Below are 22724 nucleotides of genomic sequence, written 5' to 3' on the forward strand. Positions count from 1 at the left end.
CATCGTCATCCTCCAAGCATACAGTAGAGTATTTACTTATAAATAATGTTTCTTGCCGGAGGATTGGATGGCTTGGTTTAAAAGAGAATATAGTACAAACACAAGAGCAACATCAGAGCCGGAATATACAAAAATACTTCAGCTAGATTCATCACAGATTAACGCAACAGACTTTAATCAACTCAGCTTTAAGAATGCAAAGACTCAGTTAATTCTTGTGTTTGTCTCCCCTCACGTTGATTTTCAACGTACCATGGAGCAAATTCAAAGAGCGACGCCATTTTGCAAAAACGTCATCGGGCTAATGTCTTCTGGAGAGCTGAATAGCCAACAATCTTGCCTCTATCAAAGCACAGGAGATCATTGGGAGACGATTGTTCTCCAATCTTTCAGTGACGCGCTCATCAAATCCGTCGATATCAAAACCATTCCTCTCCATTGTGAAGATTTAAAGCTTGGAACCCCCAAACTAAGTAAGAATGAAAGAATCGAACGTCTTAAGTCTGAGATAGAAAAACTCTCGGTAGCATTTCCGGTTAACTTTCAGGATACGTTAGCACTCACCTATTTTGATGGGCTCTCCTCAAGCGAAAACTTCTTTATGAAAGCGTTGTACGACAGCGGGAAGTTCCCCTGTTATTTTATCGGAGGGTCAGCAGGAGGAAAGCTCGACTTCAAAGACGCGAGCCTTTACAACGGCCAAGCCGTTACCCCTAACAGTGCAATTGCCGTTTTCATTAAGCTGTCGGAAGATTGCCGATACGGCATTCTCAACACGCATAATTTTTCGAAAACCCAGGCTTCGTTTATGGTTGCGGAGGCAAACCCTCTTACACGAACCGTTACCTCGGTACTCGATAAGTCGGGGAATGTTTCAAACCTCGTCGATGAGCTGTGTGCTTATTTTAAGTGCTCAGTAGAGCAACTTGAGACCAAACTCGTTGGTCATTCTTTCGCGATTGAGATCGATAATGAGCTTTACATTCGGTCTGTCGCATCGATCGACGCAGAGAACAAAATCGTGCACTTTTTCTGTGATTTGAACTTCGGTGACGAGTTAATCCTCGTGAAAGCGGGCGACTTTGCCGCTTCTACACAGTCCGCGTTCGATCAATTTATGCGTGAAAAACCAAGCTCTCCTGTCGCAATGATTGCCCACGACTGTATTTTACGCAGACTAAACAATGCTTCCGGCCTGTCGAAGATAACAGCCTTTAAAGATCTCAAAGCGACCGGACTCTCGACGTTTGGCGAACTCTTGGGCGTGCATATGAATCAAACACTGACGGGGCTGTTCTTTTTTAAACTACAAAAAGGCCAAGTGTTTAATGACCGTTTTGTCGAACGCTTCCCAATTCTATACAGCGACTTCCGCCTTTATTTTGAGAAAATTGAACAAAATAGCCTACGCCAAATCTCTAAATTACAAGCGCACCTCATCGATTGCTTGTCTGAATATCGCCCACTCCTTGAAGACGTTACCAATAGCTTCCACAGAGTGACCGAGTACTCGTCTGAAACACAAGACGTCGTCACCGATGTTACACAAAAATTTGACCAATTTAACGTTTCAATCTCGAATCAAGAAGAAGATCGCAAGAAAATGGTCAGCAGCGTCGAAGCTCTTAGCGACAATACAAGAGAAGTATTAAACATCTTAAGCACGATTTCTGGAATAGCGGATCAAACAAATCTACTCGCGTTAAACGCTGCAATCGAGGCTGCGCGTGCTGGCGAGGCTGGACGAGGGTTCGCCGTTGTAGCTGATGAGGTTCGGCAGCTGTCACAAACGACACAGCAAAGCTTGGATCAGACAAGCGAAACCATCAATGCGGTCAGCAGCGCTGTTCAGTTAATCGAAGCAAATGTAGAAGCCATCGACGCTTTTATGAGCTCAATGCAGACCGATACACATGACTTATCTTCGCAAATCCAAACCCTAAGCCAATCATCACAAAGTGCCTCATTGGATGCTAACACAAGTATTCAAGCGATAGACGCCATGTCTCGGCGCGTTGTAGAAATAGATTCTGAAGCTAAGACCTTAGCCATCTTGCAACAAAGCGCGAATCAAACAATATAAAAGGCTTATCAAAAGTGCAGCACAAAACCGAATGGATGCTGCACTTTTCAATTTAGTGATGGCAGTTTACGTAGAGACTCGGATCTGTGGAGCCCTCACCTGTACTAGCACAGACCAGATCTGTGCAGTTGCTTCATTTTGAACCAATGTCTGTCAGTTTAGATCTGGGTTAAATTATCTTCTGCCCAGATCGCTTTTCCGTCAACCTCCAAGCGAACCCAATCGAAATTGGTCGCTTGTATTGTTCTCGCTTAGTGCCGTGGAGTCATATCCAAATCATCCAACGCATGTAAATCCATGTAATCATTTGGGTCTGTATAACCCTCACGTTCCATCTTAGCGTTCTCAATCTGACCAAAAAATTGAAGTAACTTGTTGAGTTCCTTGCAATACGCTTCTCGTGTTATCTTACCTTCAAATCCAAATATCATTCGGCCTGACTCAACTATCTCTCTCACTGACCATCTGACTTGAGAAAGAATTTCTCGCTCAAGAATGATCGCGATAAAGTTTGACGTGTTTTGGTAGAGTTCAATGATGCTATCTGCCTTAAAGTGCTCGGCATCACTCACTATACGGTTATATGAAGACAGTAGCGCTTCTATGTCCGCATCGAGCCCTTCATAGTCGATCGCATCCAACGCATCGAGATCCATATAGCGGCTTGGATTTTTCACTCTGCTGCGATCCAGATTTGCGTTATTAATACGACCAAAGAATTGAAGTAGCTTTTTTAACTCCTCGCAATACACTTCTCGTGTTATCCACTCTTCAAATCCAAACATCATATCACCTGATTCAACCATGTATCTCACTCTAAGTTCAACTTGGGATATGATTCTTCGTTCAAGAATGTTCGCTATAAAACTCGGTGTGTTTTGGTAGAGTTCAATGATACCGTCAGCATTAAAATGCTCGACTTCAAACATCATCCGCTTATATGAGGCCAACATAGTCTCAATGTCGGCATCCATTCCTTCATAATAGATATCGTCTAGGGCGTTAAGGTCGACCAAGAACTGGCCTTCTTCTCCTTCCTCCTCTTTTGTCTTACCTTTTGCAGCCATGTCCGCATTTACTAAAGGACCAAAAAACTGGATCAGTTTACACATCTCACGGCAGTAAACCTCCATAGTAAGCAACTCCATGAAACCCTGACCTCTCATCAAGCTGCTACGTCTTAGACTACTGATGCCATGCAGGATAAAAATGGAAATAGTCGATAAAACTTCTTCATTCGCATACCCCGGTACATGTTTATAAAAATCAATCAGAGCAGAGGCACTAAAGTGTTTTGCTCCTTTCAGAAGGTTGTCCGCTTTATTTGTTTCTACTTCGATTTTAGCTTCGACTTCTTCGAAGATTTCATAGAGTTCCTCTTCGGTGGCGCTTTTACCGCCGTGAGTAATGTCATCTAAGGTATAGCCGTTTCTTTCCATCCAAATGAGATGATGGTAGAGTCCAGCCACCATCGGAAGGGGTTTGCTGTTGTCCATAAACGCCGTGATCACACTCCAATAATATTGCGCCTGAGAATAATCACTCGGAAAGCCCATATAGACTTGCCACCAACGGTGTCGCTCATTGGGTAGGTTTACCATGGGCATAAAGTAGAAGTTATGACTCAGTCCACGGCGAAATACCGGTGTCCAATAGCAGTTTACTTGCTCAAACGGCACCGTCAGCGAGCGCTTGCCCTCTTTGTCCCAAAAGCACACATTGCCGGTACGGCGATCAAACACCACCCATTTGTCTTCGCCATGTCGACGAGCTTGAATGATCCAATAGAGAGCTGGGATAAAGCATATAAGACTCAGGTAAAGCATGCCAAAACGGTCTGTCTCTCCATGATATAAAAGAAAAAGATGTAGACCAAACCAAATCATTGTTATAAACAAAGCGATCAATGCATAAGCTCGATACGCAATCACCTTGTTTGATGTCTTGATAACCCATTGATTACCATCTGTTTTTGTTGTAAATGGTGTGTGATGACCATAGTAGGCCAGTGGCTCGACCTTTTGTCCTCGTAACTTCTCGACCTTTCGGGCCGGGCGCGTGTTGGAAGTTAACTCTTGGGTACTGCTCCAATCCGGCCAACGTGTTTTCACTTTGCCCATAATGGGGTTTTCTATTCGATCAATCCAATCCAAATCATCCTGATTGCTCATATCGCTTCATTACCTTGTTTGTTGTTTTGGTTGGTCATCCCTGACTCCACCCTAGTCCTTCAAATTTATTCACCACTGATTTTTCCATCGTCACCCAGCTGTGTTCCATCGCTTCTGCATCGGATACAGGATTATCATCTATTAACGCTCGACCTTGCTCGTCTCGCTCTGGTGCCGGCAACATATAGTGTGTTTTTGCTCCTGGGAACAAGGTTGCCTGCGGACCATTCGGGAAGGTTTTAATGCGTAACCTAAGGTGCCACTCTGATGCGATCGCTGGGCTGAAAACACCATAATTGTGAGTGTGTTGCTCAAAGGCTAACAACAACTTTTTATGGAGCCGAATTCGGTGGTGTGCTCCGTCAACCTCTAAACGCATCCAATCGGAATTGGTAGCTTGTATTGTTCTCGCTTAGTGCCGTGGAGTCACATCCAAATCATCCAACGCATGTAGATCCATGTAAGAATTTGAGTCTGTGTAGCCTTTACGCTTAGCATCAGCATTATTAATCTGACCAAAAAATTGAAGTAACTTGTTGAATTCCTTGCAATACGCTTCTCGTGTTATCTTACCTTCAAATCCAGACAACATATCGCCTGATTCGACCATGTATTCCACTGCTAACTCGACTTGGATTATTATTTTTCTCTCAAGAATGATCGCGATAAAGTTTGACGTGTTTTGGTAGAGTTCAATGATGCTATCAGCCTTAAAGTGCTCGGCATCGCTCACTATCCGCTTATATGAAGACAGTACCGCTTCTATGTCCGCATCAAGCCCTTCATAGTCGATCGCATCCAACGCATGTAGATCCATATAGCGGCTTGGGTCTTTGACTCTGTTACGATCCACATTCGCGTTATTAACACGACCAAAGAACTGAAGCAGCTTTTTGAGCTCCTCGCAATACGCTTCTCGTGTTATCCGCTCTTCAAATCCAAACATCATATCACCTGATTCAACCATGTCTCTCACTGCCAGTTCGACTTGGGCTATAATTCTTCGTTCAAGAATGTTCGCTATAAAACTCGGTGTGTTTTGGTAGAGTTCGATGATGCCGTCAGCATTAAAGTGCTCGGGTTGAAACATCATCCGTTTAAATGCCGATAATACCGCTTCTATGTCCGCATCAAGCCCTTCATAGTAGATATCGTCTAGGGCGTTGAGGTCGACTAAGAACAGACCTTCTTCTCCTTCGTCCTCTTTTATTAAGCCTTTTGCGGCCATGTCCGCATTCACTAAAGGACCAAAAAACTGGATCAGTTTAGACATCTCACGACAGTAAACCTCCATAGTAAGCGACTCAATGAAATCCAGGTCTCTCATCAAGCTGCTCTGTTTTAGACTACTGATGCCATGCTTGATAAAAATGGAAATAGTCGATAAGACTTCTTCATTCGCATACCCCGGTGCATGTTTATAAAAATCAATCAGAGCAGAGGCACTAAAGTGTTTTGTTCCTTTCAGAAGGTTGTCCGCTTTATTTGTTTCTACTTCGATTTTAGCTTCGACTTCTTCGAAGATTTCATAGAGTTCCTCTTCGGTGGCGCTTTTACCGCCGTGAGTAATGTCATCTAAGGTATAGCCGTTTCTCTCCATCCAAATGAGATGATGGTAGAGTCCAGCCACCATAGGAAGGGGTTTGCTGTTGTCCATAAACGCCGTAATCACACTCCAAAAATATTGCGCCTGAGCATAATCACTCGGAAAGCCCATATACACTTGCCACCAACGATGTCGCTCATTGGGTAGGTTTACCATGGGCATAAAGTAAAAGTTATGACTCAATCCACGGCGAAATACCGGTGTCCAATAACAATTTACTTGCTCAAACGGCACCGTCAGCGAGCGCTTGCCCTTTTTGTCCCAAAAGCACACATTGCCAGTGCGGCGATCAAACACTACCCATTTGTCTTCGCCATGTCGGCGAGCTTGAATGATCCAATAGAGAGCTGGGATAAAAAAAACAAGGCTCAGGTAAAGCATGCCAAGACTGTCTTTCCCTCCGTGGTATAGAGCAAAAAGATATAAACCAAACCAAATCATTGTTATAAACAAAGATCCTAACGCATTCATTCGATAGGCATTGACCTTATTCGACGTCATGATGACCCATTGATTGCCGTCAGTATCAGTTGTAAATGGTGTGTGATGACCATAGTAGGCCAATGGCTCGACCTTTTGCCCTCGTAACTTTTCGGCCTTTCGGACCGGGCGCGTGTTGGAAGTGAGCTCTTGCGTGCAGCTCCAATCCGGCCAACGTGTTTTGACTTTGCCCATAATAGGATTCGTTATTCGATCAATCCAATCCAAATCATCCTGATTACTCATATTACTTCATTACCTTGTTTATTGTTTTGGTTGGTCATCCCTGACTCCATCCTAGTCCTTCAAATTTATTCACCACTGATTTCTCCATCGTCACCCAGCTGTGTTCCATCGCTTCTGTATCGGATACAGGATTATCATCGATTAACGCTCGACCTTGCTCGTCGCGCTCTGGTGCAGGCAACATATAGTGTGTTTTTGCTCCTGGAAACAAGGTTGCCTGCGGACCATTCGGGAAGGTTTTTATACGCAACCTAAGATGCCACTCTGATGCGATCGCTGGGCTGAAAACACCATAATTGTGAGCGTGTTGCTCAAAGGTTAACAGCAACTTTTTATGGATCCGAATTCGGTGGCGCGCTCCATCAACCTCTAAACGAACCCAATCGGAATTGGTCGCTTGTCTTGTTCTCGCTTAGGGCCGTGGAGTCATATCCAAATCATCCAATGCATGTAGATCCATGTAATCATTTGGGTCGGTATAACCCTCACGTTCCATCTTAGCGTTCTCAATCTGACCAAAAAATTGAAGTAGCTTGTTGAGTTCCTTGCAATACGCTTCTCGTGTTGTCTTACCTTCAAAGCCAAATATCATACGGCCTGACTCAACTATCTCTCTCACTGACCATCTGACTTGAGAAAGAATTTCTCGCTCAAGAACGATCGCGATAAAGTTTGACGTGTTTTGGTAGAGTTCGATGATGCTATCAGCCTTAAAGTGCTCGGCATCGCTCACCATCCGCTTATATGAAGACAGTACCGCTTCTATGTCCGCATCGAGCCCTTCATAGTCGATCGCATCCAACGCATCGAGATCCATATAACGGCTTGGATTTTTCACTCTGCTTCGATCCAGATTTACGTTATTAACACGACCAAAGAACTGGAGTAGCTTGTTGAGTTCCTTGCAATACGGTTCTCGTGTTATCAGCTCTTCAAACCCAAACATCATATCGCCTGATTCAACCATGTCTCTCACTGCCAGTTCGACTTGAGCTAATATGCTTGTCTCAAGAATGTGCGCTATAAAGTGGGGTTTGTTTTGGTAGAGTTCGATGATGCCGTCAGCATTAAAGTGCTCGGGTTGGAACATCATCCGTTTAAATGCAGATAATACCGTTTCTATGTCCGCATCGAGCCCTTCATAATAGATATCGTCTAGGGCGTTTAGATCGACTAAGAACTGGCCTTCTTCTCCTTCCTCCTCTTTTGTCTTACCTTTTGCGGCCATGTCTGCATTCACTAAAGGACCAAAAAACTGGATCAGTTTACACATCTCACGACAGTAGACCTCCATAGTAAGCGACTCCATGAAATCCACATCTCTCATCAAGCTGCTATGTTTTAGACTACTGATGCCATGCAGGATAAAAATGGAAATAGTCGTTAAGACTTCTTCATTCGCATACCCTGGTGCATGTTTATAAAAATCAATCAGAGCAGAGGCACTAAAGTGTTTTGTTCCTTTCAAAAGGTTGCGCGCTTTATCTTTTTCTACTTCGATTTTGGCTTCGACTTCTTCGAAGATTTCATAGAGTTCCTCTTCGGTGGCGCTTTTACCGCCGTGGGTAATGTCATCAAGGGTATAGCCGTTTCTTTCCATCCAAATGAGGTGATGGTAGAGTCCCGCCACCATCGGAAGGGGTTTACTGTTGTCCATAAACGCGGTGATCACACTCCAATAATATTGCGCCTGAGCATAATCACTCGGAAAGCCCATATACACTTGCCACCAACGATGTCGCTCATTGGGTAGGTTTACCATGGGCATAAAGTAAAAGTTATGACTCAGTCCACGTCGAAATACTGGTGTCCAATAACAATTTACTTGCTCAAATGGCACCGTCAGCGAGCGCTTGCCCTCTTTGTCCCAAAAGCACACATTGCCGGTACGGCGATCAAACACCACCCATTTGTCTTCGCCATGTCGACGAGCTTGAATGATCCAATAGAGAGCTGGGATAAAACAGATAAGACTCAGGTAAAGCATGCCAAGACTGTCTTTCCCTCCGTGGTACAGAGCAAAAAGATATAGACCAAACCAAATCATTGTTATAAACAAAGCGATCAATGCATAAGCTCGATACGCAATCACCTTGTTCGACGTCTTGATAACCCATTGATTGCCATCTGTTTTTGTTGTAAACGGTGTGTGATGACCATAGTAGGCCAGTGGCTCGACCTTTTGCCCTCGTAACTTTTCGGCCTTTCTGACTGGGCGCGTGTCGGGGGTGAACTCTTGCGTGCAGCGCCAATCCGGCCAACGTGTTTTGACTTTGCCCATAATGGGATTTTCTATTCGATCAATCCAATCCAAATCATCCTGATTGCTCATATCACTCCATTACCTTGTTTGTTGTTTTGGTTGGTCATCCCTGACTCCATCCTAGTCCTTCAAATTTATTCACCACTGATTTCTCCATCGTCACCCAGCTGTGTTCCATCGCTTCTGCATCGGATACAGGATTATCATCGATTAACGCTCGACCTTGCTCATCGCGCTCTGGTGCAGGCAACATATAATGTGTTTTTGCTCCTGGGAACAAGGTTGCTTGCGGACCATTCGGGAAGGTTTTTATACGCAACCTAAGATGCCACTCTGATGCGATCGCTGGGCTGAACCAACCATAATTGTGGGTGTGTTGCTCAAAGGTTAACAGCAACTTTTTGTGGAGCCGAATTCGGTGGTGTGCTCCGTCAACCTCTAAACGAATCCAATCGGAATTGGTCGCTTCCAGTGTATTATTGGTAGCGCCGTTAATCATGGCAAGCAACACCCAAGTCTCCATATTGGCGGGTTGAATTTGTATTTCAAGGTGATACCGACCTTTGTTTGATAAGGCTGGCGTGCTGATCGTAAACTCACAATATTCTTTGTCGATCAACCACTCACCTTTAAACTGGATACGTGGGGCATAGAAAAAACTGAGTATTTCGTGGTAGGCCTGCTCACGGTTTTGCTTCCAGTTTAGAAAAGGGCGCTCAGTTAAACCAAATGGCAAGGTCCACCCCTCACCACCGGAACTAAAACGCGCTTCAGGGTCAATTCCAAAAGGGCTGTTTTTCAACAGTGATTCTGCAGGTGTATCGGTAAATAGATACACCATTACAAAACCACCTGCAATCAGTAAAAAGCCTGCTATGTTTAACGTCAAGGCCATACTAGCCAGCATAGGCAATGCTGCCGCTGCGGTCATCACAAAACCAATACTGGTGAGCCCGTAAGCCATCGCTGCATCTTTGTCTCCAACCAGCCAGCGATTGTAGCCATCAATGCCACTGATGATCGCACTCAGTACACCTGAGGCAGCGTTAAAGCCAATCGAAAAAGTTTGAATTCTGACACTTCGTGAAAGAATTTTTTCATCGACCGCCAAGGTTTTGACAAACTTTTGAGTATCAGCTTGTGAACCGTATAATCGCTTTTTAATCTGCTTAGCGGTGCCGTATTTGGCTTCATGGACATATTGTATGGCAGAAAAAAGCGTCGCGGCGAAGTCGATCAGTGCACTGCCAAAGTCGATAAACTTACGGTAACTTCTATCGTCTATAAACGACTCCGCCGCTGAGCTGAGATTGTATGACTCAAAGACCATCATGCCGCCATTGAGGTACATCAGAGTGTTCATCCGACCTTTAAAGTGCCGTTGTAAATGCCCCTGATCAAGAATGCCTTGGTATTTTTCTATCGTGCCTTCCAGTTCGAGAATTTTGTTACTGCTTTTATCGATTAGGTTCTGAGTCTCCGTAAGCACCTTGCCATTGCCACTGCTCATTGCACCCAAGTGGTAGACGCCTTGCTTGTCTCGTGTTATCTGCTTTTCTATCTCGGCGAGGCGCTTTTCATTGTTTTCAATTCTCTTGGCCCGTTTCTCATTCTCTGCGATTTCGTCACTCACTTTTGCTCGTTCATCGGAAATCGCCCCCATCTTTAAAGCCACTTGTTTCACACGGCTTTGACTGTCTTTGACGACGTCATCGAGCTGACTGTGTGTGATGTAGGCGAGATACTGTTGCAACCGATCCATGTCATTAATGGCCAGGTCTACTGGTACACGCACCTGTCGATTCGCATCGATCTCAACGTTAGCCCACTCCCCCTTGTGGTTTTTAAAACGTTTTGCAATGTCGAGCATCTCTTCTAGGCGTTTAAGACGGCCTGGCATGCTCATGGGCATTAGCCCATCTGGTATGCGATCCGCCAGCAGGTCGTTGTGCGAAATATGCAAGACTTCCAGCTGATCGCCCGCCATTAAGGCATACAAACTCGCGACACTGGCATTGTGTTTTTTGAGGTTACGCACGCTTTTAAGGGTACTGGCACTTAACACCCCTTTAGACTGCTTTAACGCCTGAATTTGGGTGTCGACGTTTTTTAAAGCATTATTAACCTGCTGTTGTTTTTGTTGAGTGTGGCTTATTTCCCTACGTAAGCCTGTTTGCTCTTCTGCTAGCAAAGCGATTTGCTCGTCTAGCACAAGGACTCGACTGTATGCCACGATATTGGCGTTTTTCAGCTTTTCGATGCTGCCGTAGCCTTCCAAGTTTTGCTTTCGATAGGATTGGGCATCAGCAAGGTTATTTTGACTATCCTTAAGGCTCTTCTTTGCTTCGTTAATCTTTTTATTCAACTCACCCTGTTTTTGACTTAATTCTTCGAACCTCTTTTGATTACCTGAACGCTTTGCTTTTTCTTCAGCTATCTTCTCTTTGGAGCTACCTATTTCAATCTCAGCATTTTGTATACTGCTGACGTTAGCGTGCGCTTTTTCCGAGACCCTAGCGCCATAGGCATGGACAGCATGCCCCATAAAACGCCACGCCTGCAGCATCGTACTTTCTGCAGGGTGTGCTTGTTCTGGCAAAGGCGGTACCGTCGCCAAACTTAATGTAAAGCGAGCAAGGGCTTGGCTGACAAACTCCTGCATATTCACCGTGCGACCGTTTACCTTTATGGGAGGCCAGTTTAAGTACTCACCGCCTTTTAACCCTGCCATGGTGGTTTGGCTTTTGTTGGGGTCGAATTGCAACGCGTCTGGCGCTGGCGTTGTCATATCAATGGCTAATGGATCGTCTTGGTCGCCTTTGAGTTTGGGGAAAAGCAGGCTCTTTATAGGGTGGGGTTCAAGAGTGAGATGAGTGCCCGTTAAGCGTCTGATGAACTCGACGCCGAGATCATTCTCAAGATGCAGGGCGTAGTCATCGAGATCCAAAAAGAGGTCTTTATAAGCAAGCGCGACGGGCTGACTGAGGCGCTCAATAAGATCACTCATGAGGTGAAGCAAACAAAACCAATGCGCCCGTTCGAGCGAATGAAAGTCGTGCAGGGCAGCTAATAATTTTGGGCTGTCTAACACCTCGATCAATGCTCTTCGATACTCTAATGCTTTAAAAATAATGTCATCGCACGCTTGAGCATTGAGGGTGTCTTGCATCAGATTTTTGTCCAGCAATTCACGTTCTTCTACGCGTTTATCCAATGCTTCGCGCTCATCTTCACTCAAATCGTCTCTCTGGAGTTGCTGATCGATGGGGGCAAAGTAGTGCTGATTCAGCAAGGTCGCCAGACGGCAGTCCGCCACTTTTTGACGAAGCTCATCGGCGTTTTTACGATGCAGTGGGTGAGCATCCGCTGGCAACTCCGCATTGGTCATGGTCTTTACCAAACTACTGAGCAAATCAATCATTTCTGACTGAGCTTCTGCGTAGTACCTCGCTTGACCAATTGCGTCCTCAATAACCACGAATGGCACACTCTGCTGTAGTTGCAGCAATATGTGCTTGCGGTATTCGGGGTCGAACTCTTCGGATTCTCTAAGCCGTATTGGGCTGCTTTCATCAAGCCCTTCGAAATGCATTCTATAAGCGCTAAGGTGTTCCAAAAGCGTAAGGCGCTGAGTGCGCTGTTTTTCACAAAACTCATCACTGTAGGAGGTTACGGCACGCTCGCGTCCCTCATTTGGGTAGTTCTGGCGCGGGTCTTCGTCGTTCATTCCACCAAGTTGGTCAATCCGCTCCCAGCTCCATTGCTGCTCAGAAAAACCCACCTGAACAACCGCATCTTCGTCATTAATACGTGCGGGGAGCACCACTTCTCGACAAACTTCGCCGGTAGCGGCTCTTGGGTAGGATCGTCTCTCGTAGGCCAAATTAACATCTCGGTAGTGACAACCTGTTTGGCCTTCACTAACGACCTGTAACTCTCGCCAAAGATACCCATTCAGGTAAATATACAGCCACCCATCTCTTAGCGGCCTGTTGTATTGTTCTCGTTCAGGGTCGATTGTGTCGTAATCACGAAAAGCAAAGTAAGCTGGCACCAGTGCGACTTGCTGGGTTTCTTGCGGCTCCTCTTTGGGGACGGGAATCCCTCGATAAAGCGGAATCTTATTGTGCCCGTGTTTGTCGTCACGAAATATAAGCGATAATTTTTTCTCGCCTTCTGTGACATTTTCCATAACCATTTCCCGAAGTCTTGGGTCTTCGGTTACTTTTCCAGAGGAAGCTAGCGCTAAGCTTTGTACCATGTTGCTATGTCCTTATATTTATCGCTTTATATCGACTACTCTATTCAGAGGGCTCTTCTGCTTGCGTGTACCCGCTTGCGTTTCCGTCGCTGTATTGATCAATGCTGATTACGTTAGTTGTAATGGTTTCTAGTTCTTCTGGAGCAGTCACTGTGGCCGCTAGAGCAGGCATACCGACCGCTTGCATAAGCGGCATAGGGGGGGTGTTTTGGGCATTCGACACCATCAAATCCATGGCGCGAACCGCAGGCTCTCCTTCGATGAGTACATCAAACGAGCTGGACATAAAACAGGCTTCGCCACTGATTTTGCCAGAAACAATTCCTTTGCGGTTGCCCGCTTCATCGCCACTGCTTTTCGCGAAAACCGATTTAACGTGACACGCTGGATTACCGTTTATTTTGACACTGTCTGCGGTTTTATCTGCATCTGCACTTTGTGAGGCATTCATATAGGGGATCGGCACAACGGGCGGACCAACCTGTGTTAGACAAACGTCAATCGCCATTACAGTGCCATTTGAACCGGCGTGCACCGCCGTCCTGCCATTTATCAAAACATTATTCGACATCTTGCTTTCCTTGCTCAATCTTATATAGGTGATAGCCTTGCGGGAGCTGAGCGTCAACCAACCAAGCGCTTGTTGTGGTCGCTAACGACAAGGTTAAATAACCCAGCGCACACAGTACTCCAATACTTGCGCTGGCGACGCCTACGTAACCAAAACTGCGCGCTAACCAAAGGTGAGGCGCCTGTTCAATCGCTTGAGTATCAGTCAATTTCAGCCGTCCAATCCATTGATACCAAGCACTTTGTTGTTTGGGTAAGGCACTGACAGAGTTCACCATTAGGTGCTGCAGTGGCTCAATCTCAGCATGGTCGCTATGTAGTTCCTCCAAACGACGCCAACTACTCTGATACACCCTCAGCCTTGCAAAACGCTCATCTATGTAAGACCTGTTTTTATATGACTCTTCTTGGTTATTGTCCATGTTAGCTTTGTCTATGTTATACATGCTTTCATTAAACTTGCTAAGCCATAAAATGGCAGACGCTTCACCTGGAACAATGCCTTCAGGGTATATTTCATTGGCAATATGGTCTTCTAATACATCAATGCTTGTTCGGTTTAACAAACTATCGACGCTCAACCAAATAACCTCTTCAAATGCTTCTAATTTGGACCAATCTTCCGGCTGGCTTATAAAAACCTTTTCTAACGAGTCTAATCGGTTGCCGATATCCTGCAGGCCAAGCTGAAATAGCGCGTTGTTTAGGTCCTCCATAAACGTGTCGTGCTGTACGGTACTACCAAGTTGAAGTGCAATGGCACCTTCCATGGGCATGACGTCGCACGTTTTAGCAAACTCACTCAGTGCCTGTGCTGCTAGAACAGCACAACGACTACCTGGCTCGATCACATCATCATTCACAGGACAAACTAGGCTTGAGGTAACGACTCCTTCGAAATTCACCGTTAAAGACGAACATGGAACTACACGACTGCTCGTCGTCTGAACGCCTGCATAGATTTGAGCGGGGGTTACGCCCTGCCCCGTACAAGCACTAGCAGCTTTTATGTACCAGTGACTCGCACTCATGTTCTTCATCCTTAATTTTTACAGCGGCTTGTACTTGGAACCGTTCTGAAAACCCTGCCATTGAGTGGCGATACACCAGATGCAAACGCTTTTCCTTTGTATCAATAATCAAGGTATCAGCCTGTAAGTCCGTCGTCTGAGTTTGCTGGCGGGTGATCATCTGACACTCTATGCTCGGAATATGCAGGGGCAATGTTAATGACTCAGTGGCGGATAGCCCCTTGGTCATACCTGTTAGCTTGACACTTACCATGCCAATCAAGGTGTTTTCCAACTGTTGATCTTTGGGCGCAGAATTATAAAGCGCCTTAGGCAAAGCCGCTCGATAGGGAAACTCTCCTTCATGAAGCGCTCGCTCATCAATCTCGGGAAACAGTTTATATCGACTCTCCCAATGCAACCCGATCGGCCCGAAACCATATGGAACGGCTTTATATCGAGGTTTCTTAATGAGATCATTCAAATGCTCAACTTGCGGCAACGGATTACCTTTGGCCTTGCCTCGAGCAACGTACCCTCGCCCTACAGGGTTAGCAAGATACACATCGTGCTCCTTGTGTGGATTCTTCCCTCCAAATGCGTACTCATATGACACTGGCAATTCTGTAATGAGCTCAGGGTTACTCGGATAATAATCTAGAAGGCGTCGTCGCCAATAGCGGGGGCCAATGACGACCAATTGCTTTTGCCAATGCTCTCGTACGGTTTTCAGCTCAGCTTTTACAAGAATTCGATGGGTTGGCTGCTCACTGTATGCGTGTGCATACAACAGTATTTCAGCGCCTTTTTTAAAGGGTACTAAATCCGTTGTCGCATTGAGGGCAAAATTAGCAGGGTCATCTTCTGGGTATCGGTCTGCAGGTGTTAACGGTTCGCTTGTTTCTAGACAAGTAACACTGCCATCCAAATCGTATGCATAAGACGCTTTTACGGCCACTACCCAGATTTTCTCGCCTGTTGCATTCCAGCTTTGAAACGCCTGTGCCTGCAAACCTCCCTGCGGGAGTACTTCAATCATGTCGCAACCTCTTTCAGTCTCGCCTGCCGCTGACGGTTAGGTTCATTGGGAAGACAGACAAAATTCGTTTGGCAGTGTGCCCATACCGTATGTAACATCCGCTCGCTGTGAGCGCCGTAGGAATGCAAGCTCTCTATCACTAAGGCTTTTTGACTGAAAGGCTGACCTCGCCAGTACGCTAGGCTTGGATCAAGTTGACGATACTGTTTCTCGGCGTCGTCTGGACATGCCCACTCTCCGACCTCATCTCCAGCATCATCTCCAACCTTCTCTACGTTTCCGCCTCCATTACTGGTTGAGACGTGATCTCCTGATGCATCGGCATCAGAGTTGCTTCCCACCGTCTGAATGCGAGCTCTCTTTGTCAATGGTGTCGCAGTTAACCTTTCCCACAGTTCTGCGGCCTGCTTATTGAAGCGGGGGAGCTTTAACAGTTCAAGACAAAAAACGAGGTGCTCAGGGCAACCATGTAAGGCCAACTCAACCGCTTCTATATTCTCATTCTTCACTGCTTGATGTAGCGCAGACGCAAACTCTGCTCGTCCAGATACAATACTGGCTCTTAATGCCCAAGGAGACCCTGGCACCACGTCTAACCATCGGCGCATAAATTCACTAGTTTGATGATGTCCTGACTTATTGAGCCGTAGCGCAAACCAATACAAATCGGCTTCGAACGCTTGCTCTCCGATTAACTGAAACGCTGGATTAAGCATACTGTCTACGACAAAGGTAGATTGACAGGCCAACGCAGAAAGCTGCCCCGGATAGAACAACACCCCTTTAGTCGGGCTTACTAATGAGCTTGGTTCCAGCAATGGTGAAAAACGAGCAACAAGTTTCCAAGAGACGTCGTCGGGAAGAAGAGATCGCAAAATGATATATTGAAGTACGGCCTTCCAAAGGGTAAAACCGGTAATGTCTATCGCTTCGAAAACCAGAGTTAAATGATCAAAGACGTTCGCTTCTGTTAGCTCAGTTGCGACACGTTCAACCTCACGGCTGAATCGAGGTTGCAATGCGAGTACACAAAGCTGGCACGTTATCGTTTTGGCGTCCGTGAAATCTATCTCATTAGGGAAATCTCCGAGATAGCTAAGATGACCTATCAGCTTTTGTCGAGTTGCCTGGTGCTGAGCGCCGTTACACGCCTTTTTGAGCAAACGTGCTCGTCGATTTATAAGCGACTCCGCCCCCGCCAAATGCTTCTGAAAAAGCAGATCTTGATTAATCACGAGCGTTTAGTTCAAACTTACGGGTTGACCGGACAACTGATGCAACCCTGAGGATTCACTCAGAATATTTTTTCCATTTAGTCGAAGGTTACCGTTGCGATTAAGTTCTATTCGGGCATCCCCCAAAGCGACGGTTAAGCGGTCAACATGTTTAGGCATACTCACCTGCGCGTGGCCTTCCTCTTCGGTATATTCCATCACGCCACCACGGCGGCCGTGAATGTTGTCAATCACATCACGAATGATGACAGATCCCTCTTCCGTTTCGTCGATAATAACCCAGTCTTCCACTTGTAGCTCGGGAAGCCCGCGGGCGCAATAAAGCACATCAACTTGCTTTTGCGAAAGCCATACGGTGATATTTCCATTCGGTGAGACGGAGGCGATTTTAGTCAGGCAGCTGCTTTTTACTTTCGATTGAGATAGGACAATTGGACTTGTACTAACAGACATGAATATTCCCTTAATGATTTTTATGAGCGTTCCTGCTCATCTTTATCTAAAATCAATGTGGTGTTTTAGCACCGAAATTTGGGGCGCAGTATAGAAAGGAAGCGATCGAGTGTCAACTCGGCTTAAAGGCACACTCTTAAACCTCATTGACTAAAAAGGTGGCAGATAGGCTCACTTACTCTACGTGCACTTTTATGCAAATCGAGCTATTATCCATCGCGTTCTCACTCCCTACTCACGGTTAATTCACCTATGTCAGACAACGCTCACATCGACGCTCAGGATATTTGGGCAACGCCCCTGTTTTCGTTTACGTTACCCGATCACGACTTTTTAAAAGACGATCTCATCACGCACATTCGACATTCAGAAAAACAACAAGGTCGCGCCATCGACAGTTTGGTCGCTGAGACAGCCAAGCATAATTTAAGCGAAAGCACGTTTGACTTTTTAGACAGTGAAGATCCGACGGTAATGGAGCTTCGCAGGTTATTGGAAGAGGCTATTCTAGAGGTCGTAACCGACTTAAATCAGACATTTTGGCCAGACGGGGCAGAAGCGGAGAGCCATATTATAGAGTCATGGTATCACGTAACGAAAAGCGGCGGTTATCATGATATGCATTCCCACCCAAATTGTTCATGGTGTGGTATTTATTACCTCGATCCAGGAAACACGTCGGAGACAGACAGCATAGGCGGAAAAAATCGCTTTTATGATCCGAGAGTCAACGCCGATCACTTTGGAGACCCTGCTACTGCCTACATCGGAGGACATGGCGTTTGGGATATCACGCCTCAATCCGGACAAGTGGTCCTGTTTCCGTCCTATCTTAAGCATTCGGCGCTGCCTTACTTTGGAAAACAAGACCGCATCGTTATCGCCTTTAACAGTATTACCGAGTTGTATTAGGTTTTCGCTGGCACTTGCCAGCCGCCAGAGATGTCAACCGTCAGATGGCATCTTTATTATCCCGTCGTCAATTCCAGTAACCATTCACGAAATGCTCGGATACTAGGTTCGTTTTGAGTATCTTTTAAACTGACAATGTAATAAGCGTAATCCAACGTAACCTCTGGCCCAAACGGAATGACAAGTTGTCCGTTTTTGAGCTCTTGTTCCGCCAATTGCTTTATTCCGAGCACGATACCTTGCCCGTCGACCGCTGCGTCGAGCGCAAGCGATACTTGGTTGAACCGAATACCGTGATCCGCGTTGATATGATGAACGCCCGCTAGTCTAAGCCACCCATTCCAATCTGGTCGCCCTTCGTTGGCCGTATCATCGTGTATTAGACTATGAAACATCATATCTTCGACGTTTTGTAAGGGATGCCCTGAATCGCAAATTAATGTCGGGCTGCACAGAGGAACAATATCAACACCAAACAATTTATCGGCCCGATAATCTTTAAACTCACTTCTGCCATAAAAAATACCGATATCAATGTCTTTCTTATGAAATGACTTAGCGGGAATCATTCCGGCAGCTTCGCCTGAGCCAATCATAATGTCGCTCGCAAATACGGATAAATCGGTATTTGGATACAGGTTTGAAAAGTGCTTCAGCTTGGGGAGTAAAAATTTGCTCGCGAATGAAGGAGCGACCCATACTTTCAGCGCCGCTTGTGTATCGCAATCTCGAATTGACTGCATGGCATCATTGAGTAGATCAAAGCCAGACTCGATTTTGCCAAAGCCAGCTTTAGCAGCATCGGTCAATTCTAAGCTGTGGTGCAGCCGATGGAAAAGCTTGACACCTAAAATGTCTTCCAAGGTTTTCACTTGCTGACTCACTGCCCCAGTCGTTACATGCAGTTCATCAGCGGCTTTTTTAAAACTCCCAAGTCTAGCCGTCGCTTCAAATGCTTTAAGCGCTCGAAGGGGAAGGTAATCAGCCATTTAAATCAACCTCTCTTTAGCAAAGCTATAGATTATGTTTAGAACAAATCGATGGAGAGTATATCGTGATGTAACTAGAATGTGCCGCAAGAAAGCCCACGCGCTTTTCTATAGAGAAACAGGCCGAAGCACAGTAAAAGCCTCTATAAAAACAAGAATAGTCTACAACGACAACTTTCTGATTCGTGCCTGTTAATACGGGAGGGGAAATACCTTCTCTTCAATCGTATATTCTCATTTTTTATCCTATTTATTGTTTTTATATCTTATGGAGGCTAATTATGGCACGCACAACTTTTACTACGCTCACTTCTTGGTTGATCTCACTTCAAGCCAAATTAGCGACTCGTAAAAAACACCTTTTCGTTATCAAAGAACTTGAAGCATACAGTGATTTAGAGTTATCAGGCATGGGTCTATCACGCGCCAATATACGCCGAGCGGTTACATTCGGACGTTAGTCTAGAGTAATTACGTGCTAGCAAAAATTCTGACAGCTCCATTTAGTTAGTAGGCGCTGTCAGAGTAACACTTGAACGCGCCTTAAGTCTCTTCATTCCCACAAGCGTACGTTTGAACTTGCCCCTCGGCGTTCCAAGACTCCAATCTCACATCAAACCCCCATAGCCTTCGAAAGTGCCTGATCACTTCGACCGTATCGTTATTTAAGGGCCGGTCGTTATCCATTACATGACGCAGTACAATACTTCGATCGCCATCTATGTTGACTCGTTGAACTTGGATATTGGGCTCTCGATAACTCAGATTGTATTGCTGAGCAAGTCGTTGACGCAGACGTTGAAAGCCCTCTTCATTATGGATTTCTTTCACTTCAACAAAAGGATCCAGTACATCATTCTCAATGCCGAAGAAGCGGAAATCACGCATGACTTTGGGTGATAAAAATTGCAGTATGAAACTCTCATCTTTAAAGTTTCGCATCGCAAAATCGAGTGTTTTTAGCCAATCACCACCCGCAATGTCAGGGAACCAGTGTCGGTCCTCATCAGTCGGCTCTTCACACATGCGCTTGATATCCGTATAAATCGCAAAACCTAACGCGTAGGGATTGACCCCACTGTAATAAGACGAATCAAATTCAGGTTGAAAAACAACGTTCGTATGAGACTGCAAGAATTCCAGAATAAAGCCTTCGTCCACTTTCTTTCTGTTATACAGTTCGTTCATTAGCGTATAGTGCCAAAACGACGCCCACCCTTCGTTCATCACTTGAGTTTGGCGTTGAGGATAAAAATACTGCGCCATTTTACGAACGATGCGTATCAGCTCTCTTTGCCAAGGTTGAAGTAACGGCGCATTTTTCTCTAAAAAATACAGTAAGTTTTCTTGAGGCTCTTCAGGAAAAACACGCTCTTTGTTCTGCTCTCCAGCGCTTTTACCAAATTTGGGAATGGTTCTCCAGAGGTCGTTTACTTGTTGCTGAAGCGCTTTTTCACGCTCATCTTGTCGAGCTTTTTCTTCTTGAATGGAAAGAGGAACCGGACGTTTATACCTGTCTACACCAAAGTTCATCAGCGCATGACAAGAGTCCAATGTTAACTCAACTTCTTCGATGCCATATTTCTCTTCACACTGTTGGACATACTTCTTAGCAAACACAAGGTAGTCGATAATGGCGGTTGCATCGGTCCAGGTCTTAAAAAGATAATTTCCTTTAAAGAAGGAGTTATGGCCATAACAGGCATGAGCAATCACGAGCGCCTGCATCATCATGTTGTTCTCTTCCATTAAGTAGGCAATACAAGGCGAAGAGTTGATAACAATCTCATACGCTAAGCCCATACGACCGCGCTTGTAGTTTTGCTCGACTTCAAGAAACTGCTTACCATAAGACCAATGGCTGTATCCTAACGGCATACCCACTGATGCGTAGGCATCCATCATTTGCTCTGAACTGATTATTTCGATCTGATTTGGATAAGTATCTAAGCCAAATTCAGAGGCAATCTTACCAATCTCTTCGTCATATTCTTGTATCAGCTCGAAAGTCCAATCAGGGCCTTGGGATAAAAAACCGTTCTTACTTTTACTGGCTTTACTACCTTTACTGGTCGCTCTACTAGCGGATCTATTGCTTGTTCGAGTCATGCTGCCTCCTTTGGAACAAATCGCGGAAGACAGGATAGATGTCTCCAACATCAACGATGTGTCTCATTGAGAAGTAATCTGGGAATTGGTTTTGCAAGACATCATAAGCATGCCACAGGCTTTGATGGTCTCGTGGTGTAATTTCGATGTAAGTGAAGTATTGAAGCTTTTGTATAATGTCATCGGCCACTAATTTGCGGCAAATTTCGGAATCATCATCCCAATTGTCACCATCGGACGCTTGAGCCGCATAGATATTCCAAGCATCAGGGGAGTAACGCTCATCGATAATTTTATTCATCAATTTTAAGGCACTTGAAACAATGGTTCCGCCAGTTTCACGGGAATAGAAAAATTCTTCTTCCGATACTTCCTTAGCACTTGTGTGATGCCGAATAAAAACAACGTCGATTTTTTCATAATTTCGCGTCAAAAAGAGATAAAGCAGAATAAAGAAGCGTTTTGCAATGTTCTTGGTTTCCTGCGTCATTGAACCGGACACGTCCATGACACAAAACATCACAGCTTTGCTGCTGGGTTTTGGTTCTTTAACATGGTGGTTATAGCGAAGGTCATACGTGTCTAAAAATGGGGTTCGTTCGATCTTTTCTTTGAGTAGCTTAATCTTTTCATCTAACCAAGCTAATTGAGCCGGATCTACCTCGCCATCACACTCTGCAAGCAGCTTTTCTCGCTCTTCTTCCGCTTCACGAAGCTTACGACGAGAACCTCCGCTCATCACCATTCTACGAGCGTAGGCATTGCGCATTGAGCGAACAATATTGAGCTTGGACGGTGTACCTTCCGACACAATCCCAGCATGACGCAAGCTAAATTCTTTGACTTCTTTTAACTCTTTTCGAAGGAGGTTAGGTAGGGCTAAGTCTTCAAAAACATAATCTAAAAACTCATCTTGGGAAATTTGAAAAACGAAATCATCTTCCCCTTCTCCCTGATTGCCAGGCTTTCCCTGACCACTACCGGAACCCGCACCACCGCCCTGAGGTTTGGGAATACGGTCACCCGTTGTGTACTCCTTGTTACCTGGATGAACAATAGAGCCGCGGCCACCTTCACCATGACCAAAATTCGGTTCATGTATGTCTTTTTGAGGGATGGTGATTTTCTCACCTCGGTCAAGATCTTTGATACTACGCTCATTTACGGCCTCTTCTACCGCTTTGCGAATATGCTGGCGATAGCGACGTAAAAAACGCTGACGATTAACACTACTCTTGTGCTTACCATTTAGGCGGCGGTCGATAATATATGACATGCACGCACCTCCTCATAATCA

General features: G+C 45.4%; 17 protein-coding genes. 3 read left to right on the forward strand and 14 right to left on the reverse strand.

Going from position 1 to position 22724, the window contains the following annotated elements; genetic code table 11:
* Window positions 1–67: 67 nt before the first annotated feature.
* Window positions 68–2083: a methyl-accepting chemotaxis protein gene (locus tag MARME_RS15315; RefSeq protein ID WP_013662169.1), complete on the forward strand. Its 2016-nt coding sequence runs from the start codon at window positions 68–70 to the stop codon at window positions 2081–2083.
* Window positions 2084–2334: 251 nt separating this feature from the next.
* Here MARME_RS15315 and MARME_RS15320 read toward each other — a convergent pair whose 3' ends face one another.
* From MARME_RS15320 to MARME_RS15370, 11 genes are all read right to left on the reverse strand, one after another.
* Entirely contained in the window at window positions 2335–4254 is a 1920-nt protein-coding gene (locus tag MARME_RS15320) for a hypothetical protein (RefSeq protein ID WP_013662170.1), read from the reverse strand.
* A 34-nt stretch (window positions 4255–4288) separates the two neighbouring features.
* On the reverse strand, window positions 4289–4633 hold the full coding sequence (locus MARME_RS15325) for a hypothetical protein (protein WP_013662171.1): 345 nt from the start codon (window positions 4631–4633) through the stop codon (window positions 4289–4291).
* A gap of 33 nt (window positions 4634–4666) precedes the next feature.
* On the reverse strand, window positions 4667–6586 hold the full coding sequence (locus MARME_RS15330) for a hypothetical protein (RefSeq protein ID WP_013662172.1): 1920 nt from the start codon (window positions 6584–6586) through the stop codon (window positions 4667–4669).
* Window positions 6587–6620: 34 nt separating this feature from the next.
* Window positions 6621–6914: a hypothetical protein gene (locus MARME_RS15335; RefSeq protein WP_013662173.1), complete on the reverse strand. Its 294-nt coding sequence runs from the start codon at window positions 6912–6914 to the stop codon at window positions 6621–6623.
* 84 nt (window positions 6915–6998) lie between these two features.
* Window positions 6999–8918 carry a TMEM134/230 family protein gene (locus MARME_RS15340; RefSeq protein ID WP_013662174.1) on the reverse strand — a complete coding sequence of 640 codons (1920 nt, stop codon included), beginning with the start codon at window positions 8916–8918 and terminating at the stop codon, window positions 6999–7001.
* A gap of 34 nt (window positions 8919–8952) precedes the next feature.
* Window positions 8953–13110: a toxin VasX gene (locus MARME_RS22590; protein ID WP_013662175.1), complete on the reverse strand. Its 4158-nt coding sequence runs from the start codon at window positions 13108–13110 to the stop codon at window positions 8953–8955.
* A gap of 40 nt (window positions 13111–13150) precedes the next feature.
* Window positions 13151–13681: a DUF4150 domain-containing protein gene (locus MARME_RS15350; protein ID WP_013662176.1), complete on the reverse strand. Its 531-nt coding sequence runs from the start codon at window positions 13679–13681 to the stop codon at window positions 13151–13153.
* The gene (locus tag MARME_RS15355; protein WP_013662177.1) at window positions 13671–14711 is read right to left on the reverse strand and encodes a hypothetical protein; all 1041 of its coding nucleotides are present in this window, start codon (window positions 14709–14711) and stop codon (window positions 13671–13673) included. Before MARME_RS15355 ends, MARME_RS15350 begins: the two co-directional genes overlap by 11 nt.
* Entirely contained in the window at window positions 14677–15729 is a 1053-nt protein-coding gene (locus tag MARME_RS15360) for a DUF2169 family type VI secretion system accessory protein (RefSeq protein ID WP_013662178.1), read from the reverse strand. Before MARME_RS15360 ends, MARME_RS15355 begins: the two co-directional genes overlap by 35 nt.
* Window positions 15726–16964 (reverse strand): hypothetical protein, encoded by a 1239-nt coding sequence (locus tag MARME_RS15365; RefSeq protein WP_013662179.1) that lies wholly within the window; start codon window positions 16962–16964, stop codon window positions 15726–15728. Before MARME_RS15365 ends, MARME_RS15360 begins: the two co-directional genes overlap by 4 nt.
* 6 nt (window positions 16965–16970) lie before the next feature.
* The gene (locus MARME_RS15370) at window positions 16971–17417 is read right to left on the reverse strand and encodes a hypothetical protein (protein WP_013662180.1); all 447 of its coding nucleotides are present in this window, start codon (window positions 17415–17417) and stop codon (window positions 16971–16973) included.
* 252 nt (window positions 17418–17669) lie between these two features.
* Between MARME_RS15370 and MARME_RS15375 the strand changes: the two genes are divergently transcribed.
* Window positions 17670–18329 carry a putative 2OG-Fe(II) oxygenase gene (locus MARME_RS15375; RefSeq protein ID WP_013662181.1) on the forward strand — a complete coding sequence of 220 codons (660 nt, stop codon included), beginning with the start codon at window positions 17670–17672 and terminating at the stop codon, window positions 18327–18329.
* Between the two features lie 56 nt (window positions 18330–18385).
* Here the strand turns inward: MARME_RS15375 and MARME_RS15380 are convergent, their stop codons facing one another.
* Window positions 18386–19318, reverse strand: coding sequence for a LysR substrate-binding domain-containing protein (locus tag MARME_RS15380; RefSeq protein ID WP_013662182.1), 933 nt, complete (start codon window positions 19316–19318; stop codon window positions 18386–18388).
* A 281-nt stretch (window positions 19319–19599) separates the two neighbouring features.
* On the opposite strand from MARME_RS15380, the gene MARME_RS15385 reads away from it, so the two are divergent.
* Window positions 19600–19779 (forward strand): hypothetical protein, encoded by a 180-nt coding sequence (locus tag MARME_RS15385; RefSeq protein WP_013662183.1) that lies wholly within the window; start codon window positions 19600–19602, stop codon window positions 19777–19779.
* Window positions 19780–19861: 82 nt separating this feature from the next.
* On the opposite strand, the gene MARME_RS15390 is transcribed toward MARME_RS15385, so the two are convergent.
* Together MARME_RS15390 and MARME_RS15395 are read right to left on the reverse strand one after the other, a co-directional pair.
* On the reverse strand, window positions 19862–21427 hold the full coding sequence (locus MARME_RS15390) for a SpoVR family protein (protein WP_013662184.1): 1566 nt from the start codon (window positions 21425–21427) through the stop codon (window positions 19862–19864).
* Window positions 21408–22703 carry a YeaH/YhbH family protein gene (locus MARME_RS15395; RefSeq protein ID WP_013662185.1) on the reverse strand — a complete coding sequence of 432 codons (1296 nt, stop codon included), beginning with the start codon at window positions 22701–22703 and terminating at the stop codon, window positions 21408–21410. The genes MARME_RS15390 and MARME_RS15395 overlap by 20 nt, the downstream gene beginning before the upstream one ends.
* Window positions 22704–22724 lie beyond the last annotated feature (21 nt).

The organism is Marinomonas mediterranea MMB-1 (assembly GCF_000192865.1).
GTDB classification, from domain to species: Bacteria; Pseudomonadota; Gammaproteobacteria; order Pseudomonadales; family Marinomonadaceae; genus Marinomonas; species Marinomonas mediterranea.